Origin of the sequence: Pseudoalteromonas ostreae (assembly GCF_018069805.1) — a bacterium.
GTDB lineage: Bacteria > Pseudomonadota > Gammaproteobacteria > Enterobacterales > Alteromonadaceae > Pseudoalteromonas > Pseudoalteromonas ostreae.
In genome coordinates, this window is sequence record NZ_JAGPYN010000006.1 from 93700 (window position 1) to 119679 (window position 25980).

Consider the following 25980-nt stretch of genomic DNA (forward strand, 5'->3'; position numbering starts at 1 on the left):
CCTTTAACGATAAAGCATGCTTGCCCATTTAGTGAGTCCTGCGGTTACACTACCAAAGTGATCGCCATTTACCATTTTAATATCACCTAAGTGCTCGACTAATGCAGCTTTTATTAGTGGCGATTGCGCGCTGCCACCGGTAAGGTAAATCACATCAGGAACGCTCCCCGCATCTTTAATCGCTTGTTTTGCTAAACTTACTATTTGCATAATAGAATCATCAACCGCCACAGCTAAATCAGCGCGTGATATCACTTTATGTAATTGTGGTGCTAAAAACCCTAATTCACAGTCATACTCAGTCACTGACGAAAGCGCAATTTTTGCCGCCTCCCCTTGCTGTACCAGCTGATGACCTTGCTTATTTTGCTGCAAATCGATCAGTCGTTGAAATAACTCAGGTGCTTGTACTTCACGTAACTGTGTTAGTAACTCTCGGTGATGGCTTTGACTATAAAACTGGCTTTGTAAGTTCACATCGTTAATTTTACATGCTTGCCAAAATGCTTGATTAGGCAGTGGTAAACCTGATTTAAACTGACTGCCTAAACCAAGCAATGGCATTAATGCGTGATAGCTTAAAGCAATGTCTAAATCATTACCGCCAACACGTTTACCTGTATGCGCTAAAAAGTCATGATCACGGTCACTACTATCACGAAAGCTAGGTCCCATTTGCACAAATGAGCAGTCACTGGTACCACCACCAATATCAATAACCAATACTTTTTGATCGTGATTTAAGTCACTTTCATAATCAATTCCCGCTGCGAGTGGTTCATATAAAAAAGCCACATCTTTAAAGCCCGCTCGTTTTGCTGCACGCTCTAAAATACCAATTGCTTGTTGGTTTGATTGCTCTCCACCCACGGCTTGGAAATTTACCGGGCGGCCAATAACCGTTTGTGTTAACTCTTTTTGTAGTGATTTTTCAGCTCGCTGTTTGATTTTTAAAATCATCGCGGTGGCAATATCTTCAAAGAAGTTGATTTGTCCTTGCTTTAAGCCTATTGCCCCAAAAAACGATTTAGGGGACTTAACAAAATAACCTTCTTCAGGAAATTGCACATATTCGTTAATTGCTTCACGGCCAATAAAAAGACTTTCATCACTAGGGGCTAGATCTAAGTCAGACTTGATCCGCACCATACTATTAAGCAGGGCTTGGCGCTGGGTTTTAAAGTCAGTTTCATAATTTGTACCTGTTAGATGCTGAGCAACAAAATCGACAACTAAAGCACTGTGATGTGTGTATAAGGTTGAAGGGAGGTAAAACTTACCTTGCTCTAGGGGCACTAGCTCAACAGTATTTTGAGCATTCATTACACCCATTGCGCAATTAGAACTACCATAATCAAAACCAACTACCATTACTTCACCACAACTAACATCAAAAGGCCGCGCAATTTAGCATACTTACGGCTTTTTTTAAATGTTAATCAGGTTCGCGTTGACGTAAAAAACTGGCAAATCGTGGTAAACCGTTTTTAGTAAAACCATGGTATCGGTATGTCACCGTCGCTCCTATTGCGGGTGGATTTTGGCGCTGTGCGTTACTAAAGCCAGTACCAATTGAAAACTCTTTTCCTTGTGGTGTAACTACTTTTAACGCCCCTAGCATGCCAGTAAATTTGCCCTTTCCTGGAAGATGAGCAATGACGACCGCTTCACTATCAAAATAAGGTTTTAACTTTAACAGCGCATCAGAACGGCCACTTTTATGCATTGCCGAGGCTAAATGCAGCATTACACCTTCACCACCTTGCTGAGTTACTTTATCATAGTACGCAGATAATGCCTGCTCTGTAGTAAATTGATACTGCTGTACTGCTTGGATGTGAGGCTTATTTAATGTTTTTACTAAACGTAGGTAATTTTCATAGCGTACTGCAAAGGGATTATGTTGATCTGGCATGTCAAATATCTGATAGGTGACTTTTTGCCAGTCACTATCCAGCGGCTGTAAAGTGCGCACAATACCACTGAGGTCTGCAAAATCACCGCGCTTGGTCCACAACTCACCATCTAACCTCAAATTAGGTAAATCAGCAATAAACCAGCCTGGCGCATGAATGGCATTGCCATTACGGGTTATCAACTGTGCTCCCGTCCAAATCGCACGGACCCCATCAAACTTCTCACTAACGAGATAGTTTTCAATAGCAAGCGTTTGATCTTGTTGGTAAACCTTGGCAAGTTGGGCATCTGCGGTGATCTGTGTATCAGTTGCTGAGCAAGTAAAAGTACTGATCAGCAACCATAATACTGTTAGTCCTTTAAGCATATTGGTCTCCTTGTTTATCACCAAGCAGACTAAACTATAGCTTAATTTGTACCCATTGCCATAGCTGCTGTAAATTATCCATGCGAGAAACAGCTAAACTTAAATCGTGGCCTAGGGTGTGTTTATTCGGTATTGCAACCACAGGTACGTTTGCATTAGTTGCAGCTGTAACGCCGGTGTGTGTATCTTCAACAGCAATTGCTTGCTCTGCTGAAATCCCTAATGTTGTCAGTGCAAGTAAATAGGGGTCCCCCGCAGGTTTTGGATTTTGCACCTCGTCTTTAGTCACTACGCAGTCAAACCATTCATAAAAGCCATAGCCTTTTAAGATAGGTAAGGCCTCATGGCGTGCGCTACCCGTCACTAATGCCATCTTAAGATCGCTTTGCTTCACTGCCTCTAATACTTCTTGGGCAAAGGGCATTAAAGGAGGTAAATTAGTGGTAACAAATTGCTCGAATGCATCATATTTAGCCTGCGCTAACCACTGCGGTGAAACCGATAAGTTATATTGCTCAACCACTTCAATTGCCGCATCTAAGGTCGATCGACCTGAAAAACGTTGGCAAAAATCATCTTCTTCATAGCGCACGCCAAACGGTGCTAAAACATCATTCCAACAGTTAAAGTGGACACTTTCTGAATCAACTAAAGTGCCATCCATATCAAATAATACTGCTTTTAATGTCATCCTCATTCCTTTATTTTTTAGCAACAAAAAAGGCGCTCATAGCACCTTTTTGGGTTAATACTTATGCTGTTAAACCTGCTGGTGGCTCTGCAAATGCTTCTTCACCCGTTTCAACATCTACCAACTCGTAGCCACGTTCTTTTCTAACAACTTTTAGTACTGGTTTTTCAAATGCTGTTTTTAAACGCTCTGCGTCATCTCGTAACGCATCTAAGGTGTTGCCAAAAGGCGCTGCGCCCGTTTCAGACCAATTCGTTACTTTACCATTTAGGTTATATTCAACCTCATGTATTTGATATTGCGCCGCTTCATCGTTGGTTGCATCACAAAAAATCACTCGGTAGTTCCAAAATCCAGCCATTGCTCTTCTCTTGTTAAATTTAATTATCGCTACTTTAGCAGCTCTAATAGGGCTTTTCACTAGCGTAAAACAAAAAGCCCGCAAATAATGCGGGCTTTAATCTACTTAACTAAAATGGAATTTAGTAAAACTTCACTTTAAATTCTGCACCGATATAGCGCTCTTCATTTACCATACCCGTGTTATTAATGAAGTCGATTGCACCGATTACTTGTTGCTTGTCAAATAAGTTACGTACAAACGCAGATACTTCATACTCATAATCACCTTCAGCCCAGTTATAACCAGCACGTAGGCCAGTTTCTAATAGTGATTTACCTTCGAATTCAACTGATTCATACAAGAAGAAGTCAATTTCGCTGCGGTATGATATATCTGTATAAGCGAAGAAGTCGCCACCAGCCAGCTCTTTAGTATAACGAAGCGTTAAGTTTGAGATCCACTCAGGCGCATGCGGCAGGCTATTACCATCCAGTACAGCTAAGCCACTGTCATTGATTGGATCTGTAACTGTACACTGCTTACAAACTGCAACGGCTAAGTCGTTATCTTTAAGCTCTGTTTTATTATAGCTTAAGTTAAAGGTCGCATTTAACTCATCAGTTAACACCCATTCAGTATCAAGCTCAAAACCATACCCAGTTGTTTTATCTGCATTTAGCAATCGATTGAAGTTAGCACCGCCGCCTACAGCAGTTAACTGCTGGTCATCCATTGTATAGTAGAATACTGTTGCATTCACTCGACCTTGCCCATCAAGTACATCCGACTTAATACCGGTTTCATACGAAGTGACAGTTTCTGAATCAGCAACAGTTACTTCGCTACCAAATAAAATACGACCTTGAAGGCTCGGTGCACGGAAACTATTAGCTATTCGAGCATACCAGTTTACGTCATCGTTAATTTTGTAGTTAGCAGATAAATCCCAGCTAACGTGATCATCACTTACATCACGCTCAATAGATAATGGAGCACCTGAATCACCCGAAAGTGGTCCAAATGCACGATTTGCTGAAAACTCTTTTTCGTCATCAGAATAACGTAAGCCAGCGGTTAGTTTTAAATCATCATTAACCGTGTAATCAACTGAGCCGAACACAGCCCACGCTTTAGTGTCTTGCTGTTGAATAACATAACCGTTTAATGAACCGTTATTAGCCGCATTGTAGCTGTAGTTCTCAATAGTCAACGCTTCATCAAAGTAAAAAACGCCCACTTGATAATTCACATCACCTGTATAGTTGCTCGATAAACGTAGCTCTTGTGTGTATTGGTCTTGATCTGGAATACCATCAGCACTTTCAGCCAAGCTAAGCTCCGTGCCATCGATATCGGCACGAGAATAAATTTCTGCACTTTCCCAACCAGAAATTGAAGTCACTGTGTGGTTAGCTAAATCCCACTCAAGCTTAAGACTGGCACCTTGTGACTCTACTTGCTGTGTCGCGCGAGATGCCGAATCGTGATATACCACGTCATTTTCAAATCCTGCAATTAAGTCATTTGTGCCTGACTTAATTGCATTACCGTAAAATGGAATTGGCTTACCGTCCATATCACGCACATGGTAATTAAATAAACCAGTAAAATCATTGCCTTCATACAAGAATTGAATACGTGCGGCTTGGTCAGTGTAACCACCCAGAGCATTTTTTTGCTCAAAGCCTGGCGCACGATTATCAATATAATTGTCTTTGTCTTGCCAAAGTACTGATACGCGTGTTGATAAACGGTCTGTTAATGCACCACCTACCGCGCCTTCAAAATCAACTGCACCGCGGCTACCATAAGATACAGAACCATAGCCATCAAAATCTTGGCTTGGTTTAACTGTGTCAAACTTAACTAAGCCCGCAGGCGTGTTACGACCAAATAGCGTACCTTGAGGACCACGCAACACTTCTACGCGTGCAACATCAAATACTGGGAAGCCTTTTAAAATTGCATTTTCTTGAACAACTTCATCAACCACTAGTGACACTGGTTGTGAGGCGTTTAAATCGAAATCGGTATTACCTAAGCCACGAACATAAAAGCGTGGGAAAGAACGACCAAATGAAGATTCAATCGATAAGCTTGGGATTTTCGCGTTCATAAAACGAATATCCATACCAGCTGAGCTGTATGCATCTAAGCTATCACCTTGTAAAGCAGAAACCGCAACAGGTACTTCTTGTGCGTTTTCTACACGCTTACGCGCAGTGATTTGAATAACTTCTAATTGTTTGCTTTTTGCAACTGGAGCTTGCTCATCAGCAGCAAGAGTTGTAAATGAAGTACCTGCTACGGCAGAGAACAACGTTGCATTGATTAGGGTTGCTAACGTAGATCTTTTCATTGCTTTCATGTCGGGGTTTAACCTTTTTAGTGCACTCTTATTCAACGGTTGATGTGTTGCGCCAAGTTCACTCGGCGGGCTCGGCCAATTTTTCGCGCCTTAAGTTAAGCTGCGCGGACCTCTTTGTCGAGAGTGCAAAACGAAGTAAAGAGGCTGAACGAACGCTGAAGATTATAGCATTGTGTGACACTTTTGCTGCATAAATATGTACAAGAATATAAACTTTTTACAACAAATAACGGCACGATAAGCGAACTTGAGAGATTTTATGCAATTATATTTATTTTATGCGGACATTTGTCCTGTCAATAATCGCATTGAAAATGTATTTAGCATCACAATTGGGAGCCGCTAATTGGCTGTAATGATCATTGAGTAAACCTAGCGTAGCCAAATTTAATTCTGCTATACAATGCTTCGGCAAAGTTAATCGATATATTTTTTGATAAATCATACCTTGTGCTAATGTATATAAACACGACAGAGCTAATCATTAAGGGTTAATGATGGATCTAACCACCACACTATCAAAGAACTGGTCAGTACTGTTTGTGCGCGGCCTCATTGCAATTATTTTTGGCGTTATTACTTGGTTTGCCCCTGAGACATCACTCAATATTTTGTTGTTATTTTTTGCGGGCTATTTTTTATTTGATGGCATACTAAGAACATGGGTTGCTTGGAACTCTAAGCAACACAATCCCTATTGGCGCTGGTTATTGGCCGGTGGGGTGTTATCAATCATCGCAGGACTAGTTACCCTATTTGCACCAAACGTTACCGCGATACTATTACTTTATTATGTCGCTGCGTGGGCCATAGCGATTGGCGCTGTTGAAATTTTAATTGCGCTTAAATTAAGAGCGGAGATATCTAATGAGTGGATATTAATTATTACTGGGGCAATATCAGTATTGTTTGGTTTATATTTAATCTTTAATCCTAGCGCAGGGATCCATACTTTACTTTGGTTAGTCGCCACTTACGCCGTACTATTTGGTGCTTTAATTGTATTATTTTCATTAAAGCTAAAAAAGATGGCACAACAGCAATAACTCATCAATAAAAACGAAGTAATTTGCTACTCGTTGCAGCAAATTACTTCTGCAAGACGATACCCTACAAGTCGGTATCGCTGGATTTATTTCGTTGCTCGTCCCCGCCTTAATGCAATTTCACCATCAATATGTATATCCCGTTGTGGGAAAGAAATAACGACATTATGCTCAGCAAATATTTTATACACGCTAAAACGAATATCACTACGAACTTGGCGCAACATGGTTTCTGATTCTGCGCAGACCCAAAAAATAGCATTAAACACTAAAGAGCTTTCAGCAAAATCATCAAATAACACTGACGATGCCGGCGTCGGGAGTATTGCAGAATGCTCGCTCAACACTTGTTTGATCAATTTTTCAACTAGCAATGCATCTGATCCATATGCCACACCAACACTGACTGACGAACGGGCATTGCGGTCAATCAAGGTCCAATTCGTCACTGTGTTTTCGAGTAGTTGACTGTTTGGTATAAGCATGTGCACACCATCGTTGCGACGAATGCGTGTGGAGCGGGTATTAATCGTTTCAACCACCCCTTTGGCGTTGCCCACTTCTAAGAAATCTCCAATACGAATTGGCCGCTCCCACATTAAAATCCAGCCACTAATAAAGTTATTAATGATATTTTGTGCCCCGAATCCTACACCAATAGCTATAGCGCCAGAAACAAAGGCAAATGCTGTTAACGGAATATTTAACACTTCAAGGGAGGTAAATATTAAAATTGCGATACTTAACACTAAATAAATACGAGTAAATAAATGCACCGCATCAGGATTCATGTTACGTGCGAGAAGAGTTTTTCGTATTAATCGACCAATCCATTTAACCACAAACCACATAGCAAAGAGTATCAAAGGCACTTGAATAACTTTAGCTACAGTAATTTCGATATTGTTATAACTAAAAATTACATACGATAAATAATGAGAGATTAACTCTAACGTCATACTTTTTCCAGAATCAATAAAACAAATAGCTATTCAGGGTTAAGTAAGTTTAGCACGCCATAATGGCATTTACGGAGAAGTTAAAGTTCAATATGTTTTTTATGAACAAATCATTAACATTTTCTTACAGGCAATGCTATATAAGTACTGTAAGCTTAAATAAAGCACGAGGAACGAATAATGTCACAACTGACCTTAAATCAAAAATTAGCCACGCTACAACCTTTAGTTGATTTGCAACTGTTTGAATCAAGTATTGGATACCGCAATAAAATTTTGTCTGTACTTGCAGAGCAAGAACATACTCTTAATTGCATTAACAAAGAGTTTGGTCATCAGCTACCGGCTAGCTTTGGTAGCGAAAAAAAGTTTGTTTTAGGTTACAACTAATTTTGCTACTTCGCACATGCAATATAAACCAAAATTCCCAATTAAGTACCAACCTGTAGTAGCTTTAATACGCCTAATTGTTTAAGGCTACTATTTTTCGATTTACACTACTTTACCTAAAAACACGCTTTTTGCGCTCAATCCCCACCTTAAACCGATAAACTTAGTTGTATATACATGAAAATTTGCTAAGTTATGGGTGTTTTATGTCTCGCCTGTTTTCAAGGCTCACCTATTTTATGGAGTTCTCATGCGTAAGACCCTTATAGCAACTACAATTGCTAGTGCATTATTATTATCTGCTTGTAGTTCGCAAAACGATGCAGATACAAAAGAGCAAACGACTCAAGTACAAACAGTCAATGTAGACAACGTATTAATGAAACCAAGTCCATTACAATATATGGCACCAGAATTTGATAAATTTGGTACCAGTGATTATGAACCGGCATTTGATGCAGGTATTGCCCAGCAAAAAACGCAAATCGCGGCTATCGCTAACAATCCAGCCCCAGCTACATTTAAAAACACCCTAGTTGAATTAGAACTATCGGGCGAATTGCTTGATCGCGTTTCAACCGCTTTCTATAACTTGTCTGGTTTGATCTCTAATAATGAGTATCAACGTATTGCAGCAAAAATGGCCCCGGTGTTATCTGCGCATTCTGATGACATTTATCTTAACAAAGCATTATTTTCACGTGTTGAAACCATTAATGACAATAAAGCGAAGTTAAATGCCGAAGACCAGCGCTTAGTTGAGTTTTACTACACTAAGTTTGTTAACGCTGGTGCAAAATTAGATGAAGCACAAAAAGCCAAAATGCGTGAAATCAATGCAGAGCTTGCTAAGTTATCAACAGCCTTCTCACAAAATGTATTAAAATCGTTTAAAGAGGACGTGGTATTAGTAACCGATAAAAGCGAACTTGCTGGACTTTCTGATGCTGAAATAGCAAGCCTTGCCGCTGCCGCTAAAAAAGCAGGTAAAGAAGGCTACATGATCACGTTAGTGAACACCACGCAACAGCCGATTCTCAGCAGTCTAGAAAACCGTAAGTTACGTGAACGTATTTTTAAAGCATCAACGACTCGTGCACAAAATACCAATGGCCCTATCATTATCAAAGAAACCAATTTGCGCGCTCAAAAAGCAGCACTACTTGGCTACAAAGATTGGGCTTCATATGTAATGACCACACGTATGGCTAAAACCACTGAAAACGTTTATGGCATACTAGATGACTTGGCACCAAAAGCCGTAAATAAAGCAAAAGCTGAAGCTGCTGAAATTCAAAAAGTAATTGATGCATCAGGCGAAACGTTTGCTGTACAACCATGGGACTGGGCATTCTATTCTGAAAAAGTGCGCCAAGCTAAGTACGACCTAGATCCTGCTTTAGTTAAGCCATACTTTGAAATGCAATCAGTGATCCATAACGGTTTATTCTTTGCGATGGAAAAACTATACGGCATTACTTTCAAAGAGCGTAAAGATTTACCACTTTATCACGAAGATGTAATGGCGTTTGAAGTGTTCAACGCCGATGGTAGTGCTATTGGTTTATTCTACATGGACCCTTATGCTCGTGAGGGTAAACGTGGTGGTGCTTGGATGAGTGCATATGTTAGCCAAAGTGGCTTAAAAGGCACTAAACCTGTAATTTATAACGCGCAAAACATTCCTAAACCTGCAGACGGTCAGCCAACACTAATGACTTTTGACGAAGTTACGACTATGTTCCATGAGTTTGGTCATGCGGCACACGGTTTGTTCTCAGACGTAAAATACCCAAGCCTTGCTGGCACTGCTACAGCTCGTGACTTTGTTGAGTTCCCGTCACAAGCGAATGAAGATTGGAACATTGAACCAACTGTACTTGCTAACTACGCGAAGCATTACAAAACAGGAGAGCCAATTCCAAAAGAGCTACTAGCAAAAGTACTTAAGTCACAAAACTTCAACCAAGGTTTTGGCACCACTGAGTATTTAGCTGCAGCATTACTTGATATGGAATGGCATTCATTTGGTGTTGATAAGAAAATAACTGATGTACAAAAATTTGAGCATAACGCGTTAGAGAAACACGGCATTGCTTACTACCCTGTACCACCGCGTTATAAGTCTTGCTACTTTAGCCACACCTTTGCTGGTGGCTATTCAGCAGGTTACTACGCGTACCTTTGGACTGAGGTATTTGCAGCTGATGCCTTTGCGCATATGACAAAGCAAGGCGGCTTAACTCGTGACAACGGTGATAGCTTCCGCAAAGAGATTTTATCAAAAGGTAACAGCCGCGACTTAATGCAAAGCTATATTGAGTTCCGTGGTCAAAAGCCAACGACAGACGCACTACTTAAGCGTCGCGGTTTAGTTAAATAAGCTTAAAACTCACTAACACTAAAAGCCCGCACATTGTTGCGGGCTTTTTTGTTATAGTAAAACTTTAGAATTATTAATTATAAAAACGATGTATTACTTATTAGCAACGACCCTACTTTGGGCTTTTTCATTTAGTTTAATTGGCGTCTATTTAGCCGGTCAAGTTGATGCGTGGTTTAGTGTATTAATTCGCGTAGCCCTAGCCACACTGTTATTTTTACCGTTTTTAAAACGAACACCTCCCCCACTTGCTTGCAAGCTCATGCTGATAGGCGCTGTACAACTGGGCATTATGTATAGCTTTTACTACCACTCATTTTTGTTCTTAAGTGTACCTGAAGTACTGCTATTTACCGTAATGACCCCGCTTTACATCACGTTATTAAATGATGCGTGCAACAAATATTTTAATCCGCCATTTTTTATAGTCGCTTTTATTGCCGTGTTGGGTGCCATTACTATTCGCTATGAAAACTTAGACAGTAACTTCTTAGTCGGATTATTACTGGTTCAAGGCGCTAATATTAGCTTTGCTGTAGGACAAGTAACCTACAAACGCTTAATGCTCAATAAGCAGCTTGATGATAAAACCGTATTTGGCTGGTTTTTTATTGGCGCACTCATTATTGCAAGTAGCTGTTATGCCTTATTTGGTAACTCAAACAAATTACCAAGCACCTCAACACAATGGGGCATACTAATTTATTTAGGAACTGTGGCATCTGGTGTTGGCTATTTTATGTGGAATAAAGGCGCCACGCTTGTCAATGTGGGCGCACTGGCGGTGATGAACAACTTGCTTATTCCTGCGGGCATTGTTGTTAATGTGCTTATTTGGAATAGGGACGCGAACATACTCAGATTAAGCATTGGCGCGGGAGTTATGCTTTTTGCCTTAGTAGTAAACCAAATAATGGCTAAAAGAGTGAATTAATTACTCTGTAGTGAAATTGTCACTAATAATTAGTATGGTAGCGCCCACTTTGATTTTTAAGGAAAAATAATGAAGCACATACATTTACTAACTAGTTGTTTATTATTAATTACACTCGCTGGCTGCGACGACGATGTAGAGATAGTCGAGAAAGAAGTAGTTGTTACCAATACAGAGGTTGAAATTGTTAAAGTTCCTACCCCGGTTATTGTTGAAGTAGCGCAAGGTACGAATATTCAACTCGGTACTCGCCCAGACTACTTAATTGACGATATGGCCACCAGCGCACTAAAAACAAAATTAGAATCGTGCAAAGATGGCCCTTTTTATCGTACTGATTTTTCAATTGGTCACCGCGGTGCCCCTATGCAATACCCTGAGCACACAAAAGAATCTTATATTGCAGCGGCTCGTATGGCCGCAGGTATTATCGAGTGCGATGTGACATTTACAAATGATAAAGAGCTGGTATGCCGCCATTCACAATGTGATTTACATACCACCACTAATATTTTAGCAATCCCAGAACTTGCTGTTAAATGTAGTGAGCCATTTACACCTGCGGATCCTAACAGTGGCACGCCTGCTGCAGCTAAATGTTGCACCAGCGATATTAGCCTGGCGGAATTTTTAACCCTTGAGGGTAAAATGGATGGCGCGAACACCAATGCTACCAATGTTAGCGATTATATGAATGGAACACCGAGTTGGCGCACTGATCTATACGCCACCTCTGGTACACTCATGACCCATAAACAAAGTATTACGCTATTTAAAGAGCTGGGTGTAAAAATGACTCCAGAGCTTAAATCGCCTCAAGTGAGCATGCCTTTTAATGGTATGACTCAAGCGCAATATGCACAAAAAATGCTGGATGAATACACGCAAATGGACGTACCCGCAAACCATGTTTATCCGCAATCATTTAACCTAGCCGACGTAGAGTATTGGATTAACACTAATCCTGAATTTGCAGCGCAAAGTGTGTATTTAGATGGCCGCGACAGCAATGCAGGGTTTGATCCTAATAACGCAGCAACATGGCAGCCAAGCATGGCTGAGTTAGCTACTGATGGCGTTAAAATTATAGCGCCCCCTATTTGGATGCTGCTAACCATAGATAACGACAGTAATATTGTACCCTCACAGTACGCTATAGATGCTAAAGCCGCAGGGCTTAATATTATTGCATGGAGCCTTGAACGCTCTGGCCCTCTAAATGAAGGCGGCGGTTATTATTATCAATCTATTAGTGATGTTATAGATAACGATGGCGACATGTTCACTGTGCTTGATGTTTTAGCACAAGAAGTGGGGGTCATGGGGGTATTTTCCGATTGGCCTGCAACCGTAAGTTACTATGCTAGCTGTAATAAAATGCCTGCAAGTATTTAAACTTTGTGGCGTGTTTATTTTATCGCGCTCAGTTACCATATATTTTATATATTATTTAACTGAGCGCTTTTATGATCATCCAACACCACCATGCTGACTTGCCTACCCCTACAGGTTTAATGCGCACCACGGTTTACCGCCCCGAAATGTCAGGGCAATTTCCCGCGATTATTTTTTATTCTGAAATATTTCAGCAAACTGCGCCTATTGCTCGCAGCGCTGCACTTTTAGCAAGCCATGGTTTTGTAGTACTTGTGCCAGAAGTGTTTCATGAGCTAAACCCTATCGGGACAGTGCTTGCTTATGATGATGCGGGTAAAGATAAAGGTAATAACGATAAGTGGGCAAAACCACTTGAATCCCACGATAGCGATACCCAAGCGTTGATCGACTTTGTACAAACACAAGATTATTGCACTGGCTCTGTAGGTACTATGGGTGTCTGTATTGGCGGTCACTTAGCTTATAGAGCCGCATTAAACCCACACATAAAAGCCGCATTTTGCTTATATGCCACCGACATTCATAGCGATACTCTCCCCGCACAAGCCGGTAATAACTCGTTTGAGCGTATGGCTGATATTCAAGGTGAAATACACTTTATTTGGGGAAAACAAGACCCCCATGTGCCACAACAAGGCCGTACTAAAATCTACCAGCAAGCAGTTGCCACTGGCATCAATTACCAATGGCAAGAAGTTAACGCCCAACATGCCTTTATGCGCGATGAGGGGGAGCGATACGACGGCGCACTAGCAATCACCATGTACCAGCAAGCCATTGCATTGTTTAACCGTACTTTGTAAGCCATAAATTAGACATTTTTAAGCATACCCAATGCGGTATGCCTTTTTATAAAATAATCTTTTAAATAATCGATAAATAAGCGCAGCTTCTTAGAATCGGCACCGCCGAGTGGAAATACGCCGTAAAGTTCTATATCTTTACTTTTATAGTCATCGAGTACAATTTCCAATAAGTGCCGTGTTTTTAAATACTAAAAATTCAGATGGCAGCGCATTGGTTGCAGGTAAGAAAGTAACTGGCTTTAGCAATAGTGAAGAAGCCGCAGTGTAACTTACTGACATTATTCCATTGTTGGTAGAATATGAGCTAATCAAAAAAGGCGGTGATTACCAAAAAACGGATGATTGGGGTGTGCTCGCATTAGTCGATGGCTTATTGCTCACCGGTCAAAATCCTGCCAGCTCTGAGCTTGCAGCGCAAAAACTGCTAACCCAATTAGGCTAATTCTTTAATATTGTAACTAAAGCCTTGCTTAACCCAGCAAGGCTTTTCAATTAAGCATCAGGATAGGTATACTCAGTCAAACATATTTAAAATTAAGTAATGTATGGCAAACCAAAAAAGCTCTTTGAGCATTCCTCCTCTAGTCAGTAAACGCTTTACGCTTATTGGTATTATTTTATTGTGTGTTTTACTGCAAATTATTAATAGCTTACCGGGCGTTAACTTAAATGGATTAGGTATTTACCCTCGTAGTCTAAGTGGCTTAACGGGTATTTTTTTCGCGCCTTTTTTACATGGCAGCTGGGCACATTTGCTTAGTAACTTAATCCCATTTGCAGTGCTTGGCTGGCTAGTCTGCCAATATAGCGTCAAACGGTTTTGGGCTGTATTTATCTTTACTGCTGTGGTTGGAGGATTACTGGTTTGGCTATTTGGTCGCGCTAATATTCACGTTGGCCTAAGCGGTGTACTTTATGGCTTGTGGGGCTTTTTAATTTGCTACGGCATTATGCATCGGTCATTTAAGGCCATTGCTATTAGTGTCGCGGTGGTATTTTTATATAGTGGTTTAATTTGGGGCGTTTTGCCACAGCGTCCCCATGTGTCATTTGAAAGCCACTTGTTTGGCGCACTCGCTGGTATTCTTATTGGCTATTATTTAGCAAAACAAGATAAGAAAAGCGCAAGTTACAAACTTTAAAGTGAGCAAGGTTAAAGATAAAATATTAACCGTCATTATCTCGGATTAAATCAATTTGCGCTTTCTCAACTTCGGTTAGCGCTTTATACCCACGAGGATAAGGCCATTCATAACCCCATCTAAATGATCTTCATATTACCAATGAAAGTTATCTTTGCTTCCCTTGCTCTAAATGATCAACTAGGATGGGTTGTTCGTAACCTTAATTAAAGTAACTAACGTTTAAGGAGTTTTAATGAGTAACAGCGAAAACTATACCCCGCCTAAAGTATGGCAGTGGGACGCGGAAAGTGGCGGTGACTGGGCAAAAATAAATCGCCCAATTGCAGGCGCTACGCACCAGCAAGATTTACCCATTGGTGAGCACCCTCTGCAGCTTTACTCACTGGCAACCCCTAATGGCCAAAAAGTCACCATCATGCTTGAAGAACTATTAGAGCTTGGCATCACTGAAGCCGAATATGATGCGTTTTTAATTAAAATCGGCGATGGCGATCAATTTGGCTCAGGCTTTGTGGGTGTTAACCCTAATTCAAAAATTCCAGCGTTGATGGATCACAGTACGACCCCTGTAACGCGGGTGTTTGAGTCAGGTGCTATTTTACAATACTTAGCAGAGAAGTTTGATGCGCTAGTGCCAAGCGACCACACCAGTAAAACCGAATGCCGTAATTGGTTATTTTGGCAAATGGGATCAGCACCTTATTTAGGCGGTGGTTTTGGTCATTTCTATGCCTATGCACCACACAAAATGCAATACCCTATTGACCGATTTACCATGGAAGTTAAACGTCAATTAGATGTATTGAATCGTCATTTAAGCGACCACGATTATATGGCTGGCAGTGAGTATTCAATAGCAGATATCGCTATTTGGCCATGGTACGGCAATTTAGTCCTTAGCAACTCATATGATGCTGCTGAGTTTTTAGATGTTGAATCTTATACCCATGTGATCCGCTGGGCTAAACAAGTCGAACGCCGCCCCGCTGTAAAACGCGGTAAAAAGGTTAATTGTGTCTGGGGGGCTGAAGACGAGCAACTCGCCGAACGTCATAGCAAAAAAGATTTAGATTAACTCACATACATACTGCTCGTTGCTATTTTCACAACGAGCTTCAACCAAGGTTTTAAAAACAATTACTTGATAAAAACCTTAATTAGGTACTTGAATATCACAAACACTTAATTGATAATGATTTTCATCTTCATTATTAAAGCAATTAAGGACGTATTGTGCACTCCCATAAAAAATATCATCCCTGCAGTCAATTTAAACTCTCAACTTGTTTGGCTATGATTCTAGCCACATTTCATAGTGTTGCAGATCAAAATATGGATAATCAACATAATCTAAACAAATCTAATGAATCTTTCCAAGAATTTGATAAGCAGCGCGTTCAAGAACTTGAACACATCTACGTTACTGGCACTAGTATTAACGATTACTCAGGATCAACCAATAAAGCCGCCTTAAAAATGATTCTTTCACAGCGAGAAACGCCACAAGCTATTACAGTTATAACGAATCAGATGATGCAAGATTGGCAAACCATCAATATAGACAAGATTTTAGAACATGCGACAGGTTTTTATGCACGACGCTCAGCTAGCTTAGATAGGCCTCGCTTTTCTGTGCGTGGTGGTAACGTTAACTTGATCCAAATTGACGGTGTTCAGCAGTTTCCAGGTGGCCGCAGACCCAACGTAAATGGCGACTCTGCTGCATACGAACGAGTGGAAATTGTCCGAGGTGCAAATGGTTTACTTACAGGAGCTGGTGATCCCACAGCCACCGTTAACTTAGTCCGTAAACGAGCCACAAACACTGATTTTCAAGCAAATTTTGGCCTATCAGCAGGACGCTGGGACAATTACCGTGGTGACATTGATCTTTCTGGTGCATTAGTAGATGACGGTACGATTCGCGCTCGGTTTGTAGCAGCACATTATGACAAAAAATCGTATATTGAACGTTATGGACAGCAGAAAAGCTCAATTTACACCACTGTTGAAGCCGATTTAACCGATTACACCCTACTTCGTTTAGGTGTCGAGTATGCAGATACAGCATCTGAAGGGGCAATAAATTCACATTCTCAGCCTTATTTTTTCTCTGATGGGAGTCGCTATAATGGAAAGCGTGGTGATACAGGAATGACTGCTAAATGGAGTGGCTGGCCGTTAGAAGAATATACTTATTTTATTGGCCTTGATCACGCTTTTGACAATGACTGGCAATTGAATGTAATTGCAACGTATAACACCATTGAAATGCAAGGTGGCGAACTATTTTTCGTGTACCCACAAAGTCCCATAAACCCTGACGGGACAAGTGATTTGGGTTTTGATTATAGCGCAGTTATTAGCAGCTCGAAAGATCAACAATCAACATTTGATATTTCATTACAGGGTCCCATAACATTATTCAACCGCACCCATGAAGTAATTATTAGCTATAACAAATTTAATCGTGAACGAACTTCGTATGGTAAAGATGCCGACCAAACAACAATTTCATTACAAAACCTCAACTTCCATGAATGGACTGGTGACGTCCCTCGCTACCCATTCAAAGATCTTGCTAAGCAGAATGTTAGTATCACTAAATCAAATGGTGGTTTTGCCGCAGTTCGTATTAATCCGCATGATTTAGTAAAAGTCATCATGGGAGCTCGAATAAGCAGCTGGGATTATCATAGCGATAGTTACGATACAATAACAGGTGAGTTTAAAAAAATGCAGTACCAAGAAACTGTTACAGATGAAATAACACCTTATGCTGGATTGGTTGTTGATATAAATGAGCGCTACAGCTTATATGCGAGCTACACTGAGGCATTTAGACCACAAGCCTACTTTGATGAAAATGATAAAATGCTTGCTCCAAGCACTGGCGCAAGCTACGAAATAGGCGTAAAAGGTGAACTGCTCAAAGACACCCTTAATTTTACTACTGCCATTTATAAAAATGTAGAAAATGGTCTTGCTGAGCCTGACCCCAATTTTTCTGAAAAATATTTAACACCTAATGGTAACCGCCCATATGTCCAAAGAGGCGAAGGCGACACGACAAAAGGCTTTGAAATAGAATTTACAGGTTCGATAAACCCAAACTGGAATCTAAGTGCGGGTTATTCTCAGCATAAAACCCAATCTAAAGAAGGTGATCAACTTGATACCGATGAACCAAACAAATTATTAAATATTTATACGACATATGACTTTAATCATTATTTAGCAGGCTTTACCGCTGGAGTTGGTGTTAATTGGCAAAATAGCTTCTATGCTACACCACAAAGACCATTATCAAATAGACAAAGTGAAGCACATAGAATTGAGCAATCATCTATCACGCTTATCAATCTTATGGCTCGCTATGAAATAAATAATAAAACCAGTATTTCATTAAATATTAATAACTTACTAGATAAACATTATTACAACAGCATTTCGTCTTGGAATGGTTATGTTTTACATGGAGAGCCTGTGAGTTGGCAATTAGGGATACGTTACAGTTTGTAATTAAACATCTAATAACTTCAATTTAAAAGCGCGCTTAATACTTAAAGTGCTTTAACTTATTATTTTTCAAGTGGTTGGATAGGTCACACTAGCTTGCATCGAGTAGGATGAGGTTTTTTCCTCATCCCTCTTACAGAACCGTACGTACAGATCATATATAACGCCTGTTTAGCTAACATTGAGCTAAACCATCAACGATGCAATGCCTGCTCAGTCTCTGGCACTATTGTTACTCATAACGATAGTGTATTTATTGCCACTTTTACATCAAATAACAAAATGGTTTCGGCTAACTCTCCATTCAAAGTTGTTGGCAGTCGACAAGCTCGGTTATAATCTGCGCTTCTGGCTATATCTTTGGCCTCTAATTGGATTAAAACGATGAAAAAACTCTCTGCGGTGCAAATAAAACAACAAGCACTGGTGCTGAATGTTGCTGATGCAATAGAAGAGCAAGGCCGTAATGAACTCACTGGCATGCTGCAATGCTGGTTTGACGTGGAATATCACTTATTTCCAGGCTCTTTACTAATGTGTTTTCAGTTTGAGAATCAGCAGGCGTTAACAGCGGCAGAGCCTGACTTATTAAAGTGGCAAAAACGTTTAAGTGGTGCAATGCTTAAAAAAGGCGTTATTTTAAAAGACATGCGCAAACATTTAGTGTTTACCCTCAAAGGGCCTGATGATTAAGTCAGGTTTTTGCCACCTTCCGTGTATTTTTAACGTATTACAGTTAGAATCGATTCAGTTAGCGCAGAATTATTACAAGACTAAAGTTTGACCTAAATTGAAATAAAACTTTTACCTTAGCCGTCCGCTTTCAAGCTTTATAAATTATGGCCATCTAACCTCAGAGTTTATAAATCGGCTCACTATCTGGCCCTTGATTTTTAACTCTACATTGGGTACATTCATCAATACATAATGTTAAAAGGATAAAACATGAATAGTTCACAAGTTAAGGATAATAAAAAATTAGTCGAAGCCATACGCAAAAATCATCATGTACTTTATCTATTAAAGGCCGATGAACTTGTAGAGATGCATGATAAAATCACTAAAAATAGTGCTATATCCAACAGCCGAGTTGTCGCGGGTAATGCTTCAGCAGCTTTAGATACTAGAATTCTCATTCAAATGGTTCGTGACCTTGGAGTTAATGGTCAAGTTTATGAGAAGTATATTCGAGGCGAAAAATACATTATTTTCAAAGGAAAACTTGAATTTAGAACAATATTTACTAAAACAGCACAAAATGCCCGTGTCGTTGACATGGCAATAGGTAAAACCTCAGCTATAGTAAAACATGTTCGTTCAGGCGCAAGACTTACTATCTTTTTTACAGTTCCTCTTGTGATACTTGAACATGTTCTAGAGGATGAAATATTACTTAGTAACTTACTTGCAGATATAGCCGTATCCTTAATAAAAATAGGTATATCCAGTATAGCTGCGGCTGTGGCAGCCGTTGCAATAGGAACAACAACTACGATAGCTGCGCTGCCATTGGCTGTAGCTATATTTATTGGTCTTGCGGTAGCTTACTCTTTAGATAAATTAGATGAACATTTTAGTATTACTGAAAAGCTTGGTCTAATTTTAAGAGAAATAGAAGATGCAACTATTGGTGAAATAAGTAGAAAAGGCTGGGAGCTAGAAAAAATTCTACGTTGGCAAATTGCAAACGATATTCGACCAGGAAAAGGGATCTTCTACCCTTAACATTATTGGCTTTAATCATGCTTTTAAAAAAAATTAATACTTTTATAGTGCTGTCATTATTACTATTTAGTAGTCATTCGTTTTCGAAATCTTTTCCTTTAAATAAAATTGGTTGTACACTGATTAATGAAGGGTACTTAAACAATGATTCTAATATCCTAAAAAGTAATTTAGTTGAGCTATCTACTAACATTAATAAAGATGCTCTACTTTATAAAAACAATCAAATTGCTGTAATGGCAAAAGCAGCAACAGTTGTTCAAACAGCCCCACAAAAGCCATGGATTAGCTCTTTCGAGTTAATCGTTTCACAAAAGAACAAAGACACAGTTCGCGTTAGAAGCTCTCCAAGAATTAACGACAGTGAAAAGATGAATATTTATTTTGTTATTTCTTCTGAGGAAAGTAGCGAATTGCTTATTTCATGCAGCGCACGCGAGTAATTAAAGTTTTGCGTTCAGAACTAATTTATATAACACTAATTGCTGCCGTATGTGTTCTTCTTTCGATTCTTAGTCCCATAGTAATTAATGTACTATATAGTTTAATAATTACCATATTCTCTTTTGGATGTTTTTATATTTTGCATATTATAAAAAAAAATCCGCAACAATCTGAACCAAAAGCTTTAAATTCAGTATTATCAAAATTATTAGTAGCCTCTTTATTACTCTCTACTTCTTTATTTATGACGTGGTTATCCTATGAATTTATTTTAGATCCATTTTCAATTGCTTGCAAGTACAATACAGGATGCGAAACAGGTCCATTCAGTTGGTCCGTTTCTTTATTGTTATTCGGTGCGTCTTCATTAATGTTTTACATTAGTTTTATACTAGTTAAATCTGCAATGAAGAAAAGTTAGTCACACTCAGAATACTACCTCGATAATCAGTCGCAACTTGCCTATAGGGGACTGAGCTTATTATGCTAACTTTATTTATCTTTTAAACTAAAGCCTAACCTACATAAACGCTATTTATGGCTCAACCGGTGAGCGCCCTCTAGGTCAAGCTTATTCACATGCTTAATCAATTCAGGGAAAAACGCTAAAAACATAGCATCTAATTCAGTGTAATGTCGGGCTATATCAGCAGCAGCGCCAGAAAACGTATTAGTAAAGCGAATCCGCGCAGCAATATTATCAAGTGCAACCCCGACCCCTTCGACGGTTTCGTATTCTTTAAACCAATCATTCTGCGTCATATGTTTTACAACACTTTGCATTCTTGGCGGCATAACGGGTGTACGCTTACCCAAAAGCCTATAACTGATTTGCTTAAAGAAAAATACTGTTTAGCTTCTTTCACTAAAGGGTTGCATCTGTAAACTTGTCGACTAAATAGTGGTTATCTAGTGCATTTTTTACCGTAATTGGCAATTGCTTTACATGCCTATTGCCGCCAAGCCCACCAAGCAAGCTGCCAAAGTGCGAGTCTACTGTAGGCTGTGCTAAATAAAGATGAGCTAAGTAGTTCAAAGTAATATTATTTTTATATTTCATAACATTAAGACCTTCTTCACTCATTTCTCCTAACAGGCGAGTTAAATCATTAAAGTGAACAAGCCCACCTTTTATACCAATCGACTTAAATATTTAACCATTCTAGCGAGCTAAATAAAGCGCTAACTGCGTTATAATTTTTTCAAGTAGGACAACTACATGTCAAAATTTACGCCTTGTTATCACTCCATTTATCTGTCGCTACAAATGGTCAGTAACTTAACACGATTGGTATTAGATGATAAATACACGAGCCTTTCCACTTACCGCCCATTAACTCTCCTAAAAATGCAAGCTGGTTACTACAAGTATACTCATTGCTATTACCTAACAGGTAACTAATATATACCCCATATTAACAAGCATTTTAAGGAAAATACAATCAACACAGATCGCACAAGTAAATGCCAGCCGGATGCTACTGCGTATTGACCTTACAGGTGTAAAAACATAAAGATATTTTCATACATTATTTCAAATACTCATGCCTTTGCATGTGATTTTTATTACAATGCCTGCAAACCTGAATAGTGGAACTGCACGTGCAACAATTTAAACATACCCTCTTAACGCTTTTGGCCCTATGGGCATTCGCACTGATGCCGGATGTCATTTATGGCTTGTTTAATCATAACTACTTGGCCGGTTATAACTTCAAAAGCATTATCATTACCTTACTGTTAATGGTCTTCATGCTGTTAAGCCGCACCCCTAAACTTAACAATATTGTTTTACTTATAATGGCTCTAATGCAGGCCTCTGAACTGATGTACTTCCAATACTTTGGCGGCTTTTACAGTGCTTTTGATATGGTGCTAATGATGGGTGAAATGCATGATGCACTAATTGGTTTTGCTGATGGTTTGAAATTTATGCTACCGGCGTTCTTTTTATCCATGACATTTTATGGTTTCGCGTATTTCACCTATAACAAATATCATAAAACCAGTTTTACCGTGCCTTATATCTGGATATTGTTTGTATTATTGCTCACGTTACCCTTTTTACAGTCTTTAGGTTCTAAGAGCTCTCAAAAGTACCAGCCTAATATTGCGCACTCAGCTATGAAAAATGGCTTATACAGTGTGTCATTCTTTAGCGCTCGCCAGTTAAAAATAATTTTGGGATTACGTAAAGAAATGCCTAGCTATCAGCCTTATCAATTGAGCAAAGGCGCTCCTGCGGATGCAAATATTGTAATTTTAATGGGTGAAAGCCTGAGTTATTACAATATGGGTTTATACGGTTACAACAGAGATACAACGCCAGATTTAATGTCGTATAAACAAGACCCTAATTTCTTTTATTTACCTGCGATCTCAAGCGCTGTTTCGACACGAGTATCTCTTAGCTTATTTTTTAACACCGTATATGAGCCTAATAATGCTGCCCATATCAGTAAAATGGATACTGCTTTGTTTCGGTTAGCTAAGCGTCAAGGTTTTGAAACCCATTACATTACTACACAAAAAAATGCAGGAGGCTTAACCTATGCATTTTCACTTGGGGATATTGATACTTGGAAAGAAGATAAGCATCTAGATCAGTTCGATGGAGATTATGATGATCGTTTATTGATCGAACTTAAATCTATGAATCTTGATTACAATAAGCCTCAATTTATTACGTTACATATGCGCAGCGCTCATGCTCCTTATGTAGCTAATTACCCTAAGACTCAAGAAGTGTATCCTGTTGATGAGCAACCCTATGAAAAGTACATGCTGAATAGCTACGATAACTCAGTACTTTACACACAAAAGGTGATAGCTAACATTTATGAATTCTTTAAAGGTTCAGGTAAACCAACATACATATTCTTCACCCCAGATCATGGTGAACTGACAGGTCAGGATGGTCGTTTTGGACATAACGCTGTCGATATGGATATCGCCCGAGTACCATTTATGTTTTACGGTGTTGATATTCCAAAAAATGAAATAACTCGAATTAAAAAAGAATTAGGCTGTATGCCTAACCATTATTTAATTAGTCTGCAAGTGGCTAAAGTATTGGGTTATGACATTAAAAACCCGAATGAAGAGCAAGGTAAGTATTACTTGAACGGCACTGATGTCTTTGGCGAGGCAGGCTTTATGCAGTACGATTTAAAGCAAATACAAGATAAAACTTGTCCAGAATTTTCAAAGTAGCTCCTTAGTATTCAGCCGCTCTATGGGCGGCTTTTATGTTTATAGCACCTTATAATTTCAAGTTAGTGTGGTTGATTCACATTAGCTATCTAATATTCTTGATTAACTATAAAAACAAACCTACAACTCACGAATCAATAAGTTCCCTAACCCTAGAATGAGGGCGGTTGCTGCTTTGTTTTCGGTATTCATTAGGAATTTCACCCACAATACTTTTAAACACTCGGTTAAAAGTCGCTAAAGAAGAAAAGCCGCTTTCAAGCGCGATGCTTAAAATACTCCAACCTTTAGCATCCTCGCTTACCAATAAAACTTGCGCATATTTAACACGATATTGATTAATAAACAGATTAAAGTTGGCTACTTTGTAGTGATAGCGAATAGCTCGGCTGATTTTATATTCAGGTACTTGTAATACTTGAGCAAAATCTGAAATTTTAAGATTTGTTTGCAAGAACAGCTGTTGCTTATTGATAAGTTGATCAATGCCATCGATTAATTCAGGGGCAACATCGATTTGTTCATGTTGGTTGGGGTTTTCAGTTATCTCAATAGAGTCATTAAAAATACTAGCTGTATTGCCCTCATTTTTTATACCTTGGCTATTTTTATCTCTCGCTTGAAGAAACATTAATGTTTGCATCGCAAGCACAATTAGTAGTGCAGATGAGGTAATAATAATGGGATTATATAGCTCAATTTCAGTCTTACTAAACATTAGCTTAGGTAATACACTTGCATTAAACACAGCTAAAAACCAAGCGCTGGCAAAGATCACTGATTGCATTTTTTGTGACAGCGTTTTTTCACTGTAGCCTCTTATTGCCTCCCAAAAAGAGAGCACAAGTATGCTTGATGAAAGCAATATGGTTACTTCATTCACCCCTTGCTTTAAGCGCCACATTATATCACTGGTAGGTAATGGCTGAGGATCAAAACTCACTAAGTAATGCCATGTTTGGTTAAACATGATCAAGCCTGCAATAGTTGCAGCAAAAACGATATGCCTGCGAGAAATTGGCTTGTGTTCACGAAATAACGCTCTAGCAATCAACCATGAAACATTACATGTAGCGCAAGTAAATAGCCCTATTAGGTATTGATACCCTCCGACACTTGACGCACTGAGTTTTTGCGCCCCCACCATACAGAGCGAGCCACAAAATAGTGCAAACAAATAGTGAACCAGCTGCTTATCTTTTTTCAGTGCATTAAATAACATCAACCCCATGCACACAAAGACGAGAAGGTAATAAGGATAATTATTTTGCATAACAGGTCGCTCTTAAAATGACGTTGTATAAACAACGTTGCTTTAACTTGCATATTACAAAGTAACTCTAGCGATGGCAAAAAGACTTTGTTAGTGAATGTGTCAGTAACTAATTAAGCATAAAAAAATATCCATATATCGTTGCTCAAGTTTCGAATTTGAGAAGTATTCGCCCTGAAAGTCTTTATATTTGGGCTATTAAAACGATTTAATGGAAAAGTACATGTTAATGCAAAAAATGAAAACAACCCCAAATAGGCTGCTCGAAAACAGTAAAAAAATATGGTTTATTTGCTTACTAATGGCACAAGGTTGCTTTGTAATTTACCTTATTTGGGGGTATGCCCTGACTAGCGTTACTACAGGTTTATCTGGCTGGGTCCGCCTTAACAATACCGCCTATGTTGCGAGCGACCCCATCGGTAATTTAATCTATGCCACGCATGTGCTACTTGCCGTAGTAATGATAATCGGCGGGAGTTTGCAATTAATCCCCGCAATAAGAGCAAAATATACTAAGTTTCATCGCTATAACGGGCGCGTATTCGTACTGTTAGCTTGTACCATTTCAATCGCAGGAATGTACCTTATGATTGTTAGAGGCACAGTAGGCAACCTGCTAATGCATAGCCTGACAATGTTTAGTGGTGGTATGGTTATTTTATCAAGCATATTTGCAGTGCTGGCTGCTAGAGGGCGCAATATAAACTCCCATCAAATATGGGCAATTCGTTTATTCCTTGCAGCAAACAGCGTGCTATTTTTTAGGTTGATGATTTTTGCCTGGTTTTTAACGTTTGGCTCACTCGGGATTGATACTGCAACGTTCACAGGGCCAACCGTGTTAGCTGTTAGCATATGTTCTTATTTGATGCCGTTGCTCATTGCTGAACTGGTTAGGTATGCGGGGAAAACATCTAATAAGGTGGTAACAATCACCACCGCAGCTTTAATAATGTTGATATCCATTGTATTTTTAGTGGGCTTATTTGGTGTAGTGTTAGCAAATTGGTACCCAGCGGTAGTTGGCTAATAGCCACATAATTATTAACAATAATA

The 25980-nt window shown here is 39.4% G+C and carries 21 protein-coding genes and 3 pseudogenes; 15 read left to right on the forward strand and 9 right to left on the reverse strand.

The window, feature by feature from the left end:
* Positions 1 to 3 precede the first annotated feature (3 nt).
* The 5 genes from yegD to J7338_RS06605 form a co-directional block, all read right to left on the reverse strand.
* On the reverse strand, positions 4 to 1371 hold the full coding sequence (gene yegD, locus J7338_RS06585) for a molecular chaperone (protein ID WP_210796297.1): 1368 nt from the start codon (positions 1369 to 1371) through the stop codon (positions 4 to 6).
* Between the two features lie 64 nt (positions 1372 to 1435).
* Entirely contained in the window at positions 1436 to 2284 is an 849-nt protein-coding gene (locus tag J7338_RS06590; RefSeq protein ID WP_210796298.1) for a DNA ligase, read from the reverse strand.
* A gap of 34 nt (positions 2285 to 2318) precedes the next feature.
* Positions 2319 to 2975 carry an HAD family hydrolase gene (locus J7338_RS06595; protein WP_210796299.1) on the reverse strand — a complete coding sequence of 219 codons (657 nt, stop codon included), beginning with the start codon at positions 2973 to 2975 and terminating at the stop codon, positions 2319 to 2321.
* 61 nt (positions 2976 to 3036) lie between these two features.
* A complete protein-coding gene (locus J7338_RS06600; RefSeq protein WP_210796300.1) occupies positions 3037 to 3336 on the reverse strand; it encodes a hypothetical protein in 300 nt (99 codons plus the stop codon).
* A gap of 121 nt (positions 3337 to 3457) precedes the next feature.
* Complete coding sequence (locus tag J7338_RS06605) at positions 3458 to 5686, reverse strand: TonB-dependent receptor (protein WP_210796301.1); 2229 nt, start codon at positions 5684 to 5686, stop codon at positions 3458 to 3460.
* 494 nt (positions 5687 to 6180) lie between these two features.
* On the opposite strand from J7338_RS06605, the gene J7338_RS06610 reads away from it, so the two are divergent.
* Entirely contained in the window at positions 6181 to 6732 is a 552-nt protein-coding gene (locus tag J7338_RS06610) for an HdeD family acid-resistance protein (protein WP_228732930.1), read from the forward strand.
* 86 nt (positions 6733 to 6818) lie between these two features.
* On the opposite strand, the gene J7338_RS06615 is transcribed toward J7338_RS06610, so the two are convergent.
* The gene (locus tag J7338_RS06615) at positions 6819 to 7691 is read right to left on the reverse strand and encodes a mechanosensitive ion channel family protein (protein ID WP_210796302.1); all 873 of its coding nucleotides are present in this window, start codon (positions 7689 to 7691) and stop codon (positions 6819 to 6821) included.
* A gap of 180 nt (positions 7692 to 7871) precedes the next feature.
* Here J7338_RS06615 and J7338_RS06620 point away from each other — a divergent pair, with 180 nt between their 5' ends.
* From J7338_RS06620 to J7338_RS06640, 5 genes are all read left to right on the forward strand, one after another.
* Complete coding sequence (locus tag J7338_RS06620; RefSeq protein ID WP_210796303.1) at positions 7872 to 8081, forward strand: hypothetical protein; 210 nt, start codon at positions 7872 to 7874, stop codon at positions 8079 to 8081.
* Between the two features lie 250 nt (positions 8082 to 8331).
* The gene (locus tag J7338_RS06625; RefSeq protein ID WP_210796304.1) at positions 8332 to 10464 is read left to right on the forward strand and encodes a M3 family metallopeptidase; all 2133 of its coding nucleotides are present in this window, start codon (positions 8332 to 8334) and stop codon (positions 10462 to 10464) included.
* Between the two features lie 88 nt (positions 10465 to 10552).
* Positions 10553 to 11398, forward strand: a complete 846-nt coding sequence (locus J7338_RS06630; RefSeq protein ID WP_210796305.1) for a DMT family transporter — start codon at positions 10553 to 10555, stop codon at positions 11396 to 11398.
* Between the two features lie 69 nt (positions 11399 to 11467).
* Positions 11468 to 12793 carry a glycerophosphodiester phosphodiesterase family protein gene (locus J7338_RS06635; protein ID WP_210796306.1) on the forward strand — a complete coding sequence of 442 codons (1326 nt, stop codon included), beginning with the start codon at positions 11468 to 11470 and terminating at the stop codon, positions 12791 to 12793.
* A 71-nt stretch (positions 12794 to 12864) separates the two neighbouring features.
* Entirely contained in the window at positions 12865 to 13599 is a 735-nt protein-coding gene (locus J7338_RS06640) for a dienelactone hydrolase family protein (RefSeq protein ID WP_210796307.1), read from the forward strand.
* Between the two features lie 8 nt (positions 13600 to 13607).
* Here J7338_RS06640 and J7338_RS20770 read toward each other — a convergent pair.
* A pseudogene (locus J7338_RS20770) lies at positions 13608 to 13772 on the reverse strand (LysR family transcriptional regulator); the annotation flags it as partial.
* On the opposite strand from J7338_RS20770, the pseudogene J7338_RS06645 reads away from it, so the two are divergent.
* From J7338_RS06645 to J7338_RS06675, 7 genes and pseudogenes are all read left to right on the forward strand, one after another.
* Positions 13772 to 14044 (forward strand): annotated as a pseudogene (locus J7338_RS06645) (type 1 glutamine amidotransferase family protein); the annotation flags it as partial. The pseudogenes J7338_RS20770 and J7338_RS06645 sit on opposite strands and share 1 nt — an antisense overlap.
* A 103-nt stretch (positions 14045 to 14147) precedes the next feature.
* Positions 14148 to 14744 (forward strand): rhomboid family intramembrane serine protease, encoded by a 597-nt coding sequence (locus J7338_RS06650; RefSeq protein ID WP_210796308.1) that lies wholly within the window; start codon positions 14148 to 14150, stop codon positions 14742 to 14744.
* A 235-nt stretch (positions 14745 to 14979) separates the two neighbouring features.
* The gene (gene yghU, locus J7338_RS06655; RefSeq protein ID WP_210796309.1) at positions 14980 to 15822 is read left to right on the forward strand and encodes a glutathione-dependent disulfide-bond oxidoreductase; all 843 of its coding nucleotides are present in this window, start codon (positions 14980 to 14982) and stop codon (positions 15820 to 15822) included.
* A 257-nt stretch (positions 15823 to 16079) separates the two neighbouring features.
* Entirely contained in the window at positions 16080 to 18269 is a 2190-nt protein-coding gene (locus J7338_RS06660; RefSeq protein WP_228732931.1) for a TonB-dependent siderophore receptor, read from the forward strand.
* A 381-nt stretch (positions 18270 to 18650) separates the two neighbouring features.
* Positions 18651 to 18959 (forward strand): hypothetical protein, encoded by a 309-nt coding sequence (locus J7338_RS06665; protein ID WP_210796311.1) that lies wholly within the window; start codon positions 18651 to 18653, stop codon positions 18957 to 18959.
* Between the two features lie 252 nt (positions 18960 to 19211).
* Entirely contained in the window at positions 19212 to 19991 is a 780-nt protein-coding gene (locus J7338_RS06670) for a hypothetical protein (protein ID WP_210796312.1), read from the forward strand.
* A gap of 17 nt (positions 19992 to 20008) precedes the next feature.
* Positions 20009 to 20434, forward strand: a complete 426-nt coding sequence (locus tag J7338_RS06675; RefSeq protein ID WP_210796313.1) for a hypothetical protein — start codon at positions 20009 to 20011, stop codon at positions 20432 to 20434.
* A gap of 532 nt (positions 20435 to 20966) precedes the next feature.
* On the opposite strand, the pseudogene J7338_RS06680 reads toward J7338_RS06675, so the two are convergent.
* Positions 20967 to 21471, reverse strand: a pseudogene (locus tag J7338_RS06680) (ACP phosphodiesterase).
* Between the two features lie 566 nt (positions 21472 to 22037).
* Between J7338_RS06680 and J7338_RS06685 the strand changes: the two are divergent.
* Entirely contained in the window at positions 22038 to 23648 is a 1611-nt protein-coding gene (locus J7338_RS06685) for a phosphoethanolamine transferase (RefSeq protein WP_275074530.1), read from the forward strand.
* A gap of 127 nt (positions 23649 to 23775) precedes the next feature.
* Here J7338_RS06685 and J7338_RS06690 read toward each other — a convergent pair whose 3' ends face one another.
* Positions 23776 to 24921, reverse strand: coding sequence for a helix-turn-helix domain-containing protein (locus tag J7338_RS06690; protein WP_228732932.1), 1146 nt, complete (start codon positions 24919 to 24921; stop codon positions 23776 to 23778).
* Between the two features lie 223 nt (positions 24922 to 25144).
* Between J7338_RS06690 and J7338_RS06695 the strand changes: the two genes are divergently transcribed.
* On the forward strand, positions 25145 to 25954 hold the full coding sequence (locus J7338_RS06695; protein WP_210796314.1) for a DUF2306 domain-containing protein: 810 nt from the start codon (positions 25145 to 25147) through the stop codon (positions 25952 to 25954).
* The last annotated feature ends 26 nt before the right edge of the window (positions 25955 to 25980 follow it).

Coding starts and splice junctions, on each gene's coding strand:
- yegD (WP_210796297.1), bottom strand. CDS start 1,371: ATGGTAGTTGGTTTTGATTATGGTAGTTCTAATTGCGCAATGGGTGTA.
- J7338_RS06590 (WP_210796298.1), bottom strand. CDS start 2,284: ATGCTTAAAGGACTAACAGTATTATGGTTGCTGATCAGTACTTTTACT.
- J7338_RS06595 (WP_210796299.1), bottom strand. CDS start 2,975: ATGACATTAAAAGCAGTATTATTTGATATGGATGGCACTTTAGTTGAT.
- J7338_RS06600 (WP_210796300.1), bottom strand. CDS start 3,336: ATGGCTGGATTTTGGAACTACCGAGTGATTTTTTGTGATGCAACCAAC.
- J7338_RS06605 (WP_210796301.1), bottom strand. CDS start 5,686: ATGAAAGCAATGAAAAGATCTACGTTAGCAACCCTAATCAATGCAACG.
- J7338_RS06610 (WP_228732930.1), top strand. CDS start 6,181: ATGATGGATCTAACCACCACACTATCAAAGAACTGGTCAGTACTGTTT.
- J7338_RS06615 (WP_210796302.1), bottom strand. CDS start 7,691: ATGACGTTAGAGTTAATCTCTCATTATTTATCGTATGTAATTTTTAGT.
- J7338_RS06620 (WP_210796303.1), top strand. CDS start 7,872: ATGTCACAACTGACCTTAAATCAAAAATTAGCCACGCTACAACCTTTA.
- J7338_RS06625 (WP_210796304.1), top strand. CDS start 8,332: ATGCGTAAGACCCTTATAGCAACTACAATTGCTAGTGCATTATTATTA.
- J7338_RS06630 (WP_210796305.1), top strand. CDS start 10,553: ATGTATTACTTATTAGCAACGACCCTACTTTGGGCTTTTTCATTTAGT.
- J7338_RS06635 (WP_210796306.1), top strand. CDS start 11,468: ATGAAGCACATACATTTACTAACTAGTTGTTTATTATTAATTACACTC.
- J7338_RS06640 (WP_210796307.1), top strand. CDS start 12,865: ATGATCATCCAACACCACCATGCTGACTTGCCTACCCCTACAGGTTTA.
- J7338_RS06650 (WP_210796308.1), top strand. CDS start 14,148: ATGGCAAACCAAAAAAGCTCTTTGAGCATTCCTCCTCTAGTCAGTAAA.
- yghU (WP_210796309.1), top strand. CDS start 14,980: ATGAGTAACAGCGAAAACTATACCCCGCCTAAAGTATGGCAGTGGGAC.
- J7338_RS06660 (WP_228732931.1), top strand. CDS start 16,080: ATGGATAATCAACATAATCTAAACAAATCTAATGAATCTTTCCAAGAA.
- J7338_RS06665 (WP_210796311.1), top strand. CDS start 18,651: ATGAAAAAACTCTCTGCGGTGCAAATAAAACAACAAGCACTGGTGCTG.
- J7338_RS06670 (WP_210796312.1), top strand. CDS start 19,212: ATGAATAGTTCACAAGTTAAGGATAATAAAAAATTAGTCGAAGCCATA.
- J7338_RS06675 (WP_210796313.1), top strand. CDS start 20,009: ATGCTTTTAAAAAAAATTAATACTTTTATAGTGCTGTCATTATTACTA.
- J7338_RS06690 (WP_228732932.1), bottom strand. CDS start 24,921: ATGCAAAATAATTATCCTTATTACCTTCTCGTCTTTGTGTGCATGGGG.
- J7338_RS06695 (WP_210796314.1), top strand. CDS start 25,145: ATGTTAATGCAAAAAATGAAAACAACCCCAAATAGGCTGCTCGAAAAC.